The 4,314-nt window shown below is 77.6% G+C and carries 4 protein-coding genes; 1 reads left to right on the top strand and 3 read right to left on the bottom strand.

Annotated elements, in window-relative coordinates; translation table 11 throughout:
• Window positions 1-11: 11 nt before the first annotated feature.
• Entirely contained in the window at window positions 12-713 is a 702-nt protein-coding gene (locus N866_RS16730) for a hypothetical protein (RefSeq protein WP_245612636.1), read from the bottom strand.
• A gap of 21 nt (window positions 714-734) precedes the next feature.
• Window positions 735-869, bottom strand: coding sequence for a hypothetical protein (locus N866_RS22640; protein ID WP_281173275.1), 135 nt, complete (start codon window positions 867-869; stop codon window positions 735-737).
• 194 nt (window positions 870-1,063) lie between these two features.
• On the opposite strand from N866_RS22640, the gene N866_RS20130 reads away from it, so the two are divergent.
• The gene (locus N866_RS20130) at window positions 1,064-2,560 is read left to right on the top strand and encodes a serine hydrolase domain-containing protein (protein WP_162177331.1); all 1,497 of its coding nucleotides are present in this window, start codon (window positions 1,064-1,066) and stop codon (window positions 2,558-2,560) included.
• A gap of 26 nt (window positions 2,561-2,586) precedes the next feature.
• Here the strand turns inward: N866_RS20130 and N866_RS21570 are convergent.
• The coding region (locus tag N866_RS21570) for a hypothetical protein (RefSeq protein ID WP_034228593.1) at window positions 2,587-4,314 on the bottom strand (1,728 nt) is incomplete at its 5' end.

The following is a 4,314-nucleotide window of genomic DNA, read 5'->3' on the forward strand; positions in this document are numbered from 1 at the left end:
GGCGGGGTGGGTCAGGCCGGCGACGGCGCCGTGCGGTAGCCGAGGGCTCCGGCGAGGACGGTCAGGGCGGCGGCGACGACGGCGTGCCAGACGGCATGCCCGAACCACCACCGGGTCGACGGGTCGCACAGCGGCCACCCGGGGCTCGAGAGGATCTCGACGGCGCCGCCCGTCGCCAGCAGGGCCAGGGTCCACAGGATCGGGGGGCGCAGCGGGGGCCGGCGCCACGCCCGGACCAGGCTGACGACGACGGCGACGACCGCCGCCCCGCCCTGGGTCAGGTCCCCCGCCGTCGGCCAGAGGTGGACGACGGGCGCGATCGCCAGCGTCGGCACGACCCACCACCACCAGGACCGGGCGCGCCCTGTCAGGTCCGCGACGGCGTCGGCGGCGATGAGCAGGAGGGTGGCCAGCAGCGGGAGGTCGTGGGCCAGGTCCGCCCAGACCGGGTTCGGGCCGTGCTGCACCACCGAGCCGAACCCGATGCCCGCGACCAGGGCGGCGTACGCGGCCGACGGCGGCTCGACCACCCCTCCGCCCGCGGGGTCGCCCGCCGCGGCCCTCCCGGCGCGGCGCCGTCGTCGGGCGAGGACGACGACCACGACGCCGGCCACGACGAACGCCAGGCTCGACCACGCCGAGACGGGTTCGCGCAGGAAGCCGTCCGCGAGGGGCTCGCAGCCCGGCCCGACCTCCTCGACCAGCCTCGCCACCGTCAGCACGTGCCGCGCCGGTCAGCGGAGCGCGGTCGCGTCGGCCGGGGCACCCTGCACATCGGGGACGGCACCGAGGGTGGCCGGCCCCTCGAGCGCGAGCGTCGTGGTCCAGGGCGGGCACAGCGCGGAGGGCTCGTGGGCATCCATGGTCATACCGCCAGGCTGGCACCGGACGCCACCGGCGCCAGGGACGAAGGACCACCGCTCCGCTTCCCGGGGGAGCCGGCCTCGTCGTCGGGCCGAACGGCCCTGGAGCCCGCACCCCCCGCGGGATAGACCGGGGACGAGGAAGGGAGGCGAGTCCACTGAGGCTCCGGGTGCACGATCGGTGGCGCGGTCGGTCGCTCGTGGCGACCGCCGCCCTCCTGAGCCTCGTGCTGGCACCGGTCGCGGCGGGTGCCGCGGGTCGGCCGGCCGTGCCGTCGTCGGCGACGGGGGTCCGGACGCACGCCCTTGCCCTGACCCTCCCGGAGCTCGACGCGTTCGTCGAGCGCCGGGCGGACGCCGCGGGCCTGCCCGGGCTGGCCTACGGGGTCGTGCAGGACGGCGCCGTCGTGCACACGGCAGCGTTCGGCGTCGCCGGGGCGGACGGTCGCCCGATGACCACGACGACCGTCATGAACACGGCGTCCGTGGGCAAGACGTACACCGCCCTGGCGATCGCCCAGCTCGTCGCGGCCGGCGACCTCGACCTGGACGCGCGGGGGCAGCAGCACGTCCCCGGCTTCGACCTGCTCGACCGGGAGGCGGCGGCCGCCGTGACGGTCCGGCACCTCCTCGAGCACACCAGCGGCCTGTCCACCGCCGACGGCAACCGCCCGTGGCTCCTCGACACCGGTGCGCGGCGCCAGGACCTGCTGGAGCGGATCGCCGACCTGCAACCCGCGCACCCGCCCGGGACCGTGACGGAGGACTGCAACCTGAACTACGTGCTGCTCGGCGCCGTCGTCGAGGCCGTGAGCGGACGGGACTACTTCACCTACCTGCAGGACGAGGTGCTGGGACCCCTCGGCATGACGTCCACCTTCCGCACGGCGGCGGACGCCCGGGCCGCCGGCCGGGACGTCGCGGACGGGTACCGCTACGTCCTGGGCCTGACCCGCCCCGCCGACGTCCCCATGCCGCTGGCCGCGGAGGCCGCGGGCATGCAGTGGACGACGATCGAGGACCTCGCCACCTACGCCGCCGTCCTCGCGGACCACGGGACGGTCGCCGGCCGGTCGGTCGTCAGCGGCGTGCCGGGCTCCGAGGACGTCGACTACGACGTCGACTGGCAGCCGGCCACCTGGGCGCCGGACGACGGCTTCGGGCACTCCGGCGGGTGGGTCACCTACACCGCGGGTCTCGAGGTGCTCCCGCACCACGGGTTCGCGGTCGTCATGCTCGCCAACGCGAACCCGGCGCAGGCCTTCCCCGCCGAGTCGACCTTCGACGTCGCCCTCGACACGATGCGCGTGGCCAACGGCTGGCCGGAACAGGGCGGCAGCCGGGGCGTCGGCTGGTACTACGCGTGGGCCGACGTCGTCATCGCCCTGCTCGCGTTCGGGCTCGTGCTCCGGTGGCTGCGCCTGCCGGCCCGCACGGCCCGGTGGGCCCGCACCGGTCCGCGCGGCAGGAGGCTGCTCGTGGCCGCGTGGACGACACTCGACGGCCTCGCCCCGCTGGCGGCGGTCACCGTCCTGCCGCTGGTCGCCACCGGCATGGACGACCCGGGTGAGGCCTGGGCGCGGCTGTGGACGTCGGTCCCGGACCTGGCAGGGGTGCTGCTCGTCCTCGCGGTCGGCTCCCTGGCCCTCGGCGTCGCCGGCACCATCCGGCTCCGCACGGGCCGGGCGGAGACCTGACGGGCCGCCCGTCGCGAGCAGCTGCCTCAGCGCACCGCTGCGTCCCGCAGGCGCCGTGCCGCGGACGCCGTCCGGGTCGACGACGATGTCGCGGCGAGGGCCGCGAGGCCGGGTGGCAGCGCGATCGCGGCGCGCCGTCGCTCGGCGCAGCCGACCGCCACGTCCAGCAGCTCGGCGCCGCCGCGCAGCTCGTGCAGCACCGGGAGCAGCACGACGAGGGCGTCGAGGACGAGGCGGTCGGCGGCCTCGCCGAGGCGGACGGTGTCCGCGAGGGTCGACGCGACCCGCGTCAGCTTGGGCCGGTCGCCGGCGAACGGGCCGGCGTCGGGCCCGAGGACGTCGAGCAGCTGGCCCCCGAGGGTCGCGCCGGTGAGCGTGCCGCGCTGGGCCGCCGCCGCGAGCGTCTCGGCGGTCGCGCTCCGCACCGTCACGTCCTTGAACGCCGCGAGCCAGACGAGGGCCGCGGCGGCGGGCGCCGCCATCGGTGTGGTGGTCGCGCCGAGGGTGCGCGCCACCCCGCCGAAGGACGCCCGCGGCTTCTCGAGCCAGAAGGACAGCATCGGCTGGAGGTGGACCGCCAGCAGGTCGGGCTCGTGCGGCAGGCACAGCCCCGCGCTGCTGAGGGCCGGCCCGGTCGAGCGGTCGAGGTCGGAGTGCAGAGCGCCCCGGTCCCAGTACGGGGCGACCGTGCCGGTGTCGCACCACCCGAGCAGCGGGGCGTCGAGCCGGCCCGCGGCCTCCGGCCCCCGCCACACCGCGGCGGGGCGCGGGACGAACCCGAACGCGCCGTGGCCACCCGTGGGTCCGACCACGCGGCGCCACGACCGGGGGTCGGAGAGCGCGCGGAGCGCGTCCAGTCCGACGGGCGCGTCGACACCCAGGCGTTCGGCCGCGGCGGGCCGGTCGGCGGGCGGCAGGCGGAGGACCGCGAGCGCGGCGTCGTACGGCACCGGGGGTGCAGGCCGCGGTCCACGCCGCGGGATCCACCGCGACGACCGCACCGTCGGCGTCGGGAGGTCCTCGAGCCGGCGCTCGAGCGTCGCGGCGTCGAGCGTCCCGTCCGCCCGCGACGGCGTCGCGAGGAGCAGGCCGCGCGGCTCGCCGAGGAGGCGCTGCACCTCGCGCAGGCGCTCCTGCTGGAGCACCGCCGGCAGCGGTACCGGCTCGACGAGCTGCCAGTGGTACCCGACGACGGTCGACGGCCCGCCGGCCGTCCCGGACGTCACGGCGCGCGTCGTCGCGCCATGCGGCACCTCCTCGACCCGGGACGCGTAGCCCTCGCGCAGCAGCCCGCCGGGGGGTGGCCGGAACCGCTCGTGGTTCAGCAGCCTCGGGTCCAGCCACTGCAGGACCACCGCCAGGAACGCCGAGCCGACGCTGCTCGGGTACGCCCCCCACGCGTCGATCCGCGCGATCGCCCGTGCCGCCACGGCCTGCGCCGCGACCGGGCGGACGTCGCGCCACCGCACCATCCCGGCGAGCGCGAGCTCGACGGTCACGGGGTCGTCCAGCTCCTCCAGCAGGGCCGCGACGAGGTCGCACGTCTCGTCGGCGTCGCCGGGCAGGTCGACGACGCCCGGGTCGGGCAGGTCGACGGGGGCCGCGGCGTCGGGCGCAGGCAGCGTCTCGGGGCCCTGCGGGGCGAGGTCGGGCCCCAGGGCGTCGATCAGGTCGGGCCACGGCTGCGGGACGCGGGACGCGACGGCCGCACGGGTCGCCGTCCGGCCCGCGTCGTCGAGCCGGGCCGCGCACCG

This window comes from Actinotalea ferrariae CF5-4 (genome assembly GCF_000603945.1).
Lineage (GTDB): Bacteria > Actinomycetota > Actinomycetes > Actinomycetales > Cellulomonadaceae > Actinotalea > Actinotalea ferrariae.

Coding starts and splice junctions, on each gene's coding strand:
- N866_RS22640 (WP_281173275.1), bottom strand. CDS start 869: ATGACCATGGATGCCCACGAGCCCTCCGCGCTGTGCCCGCCCTGGACC.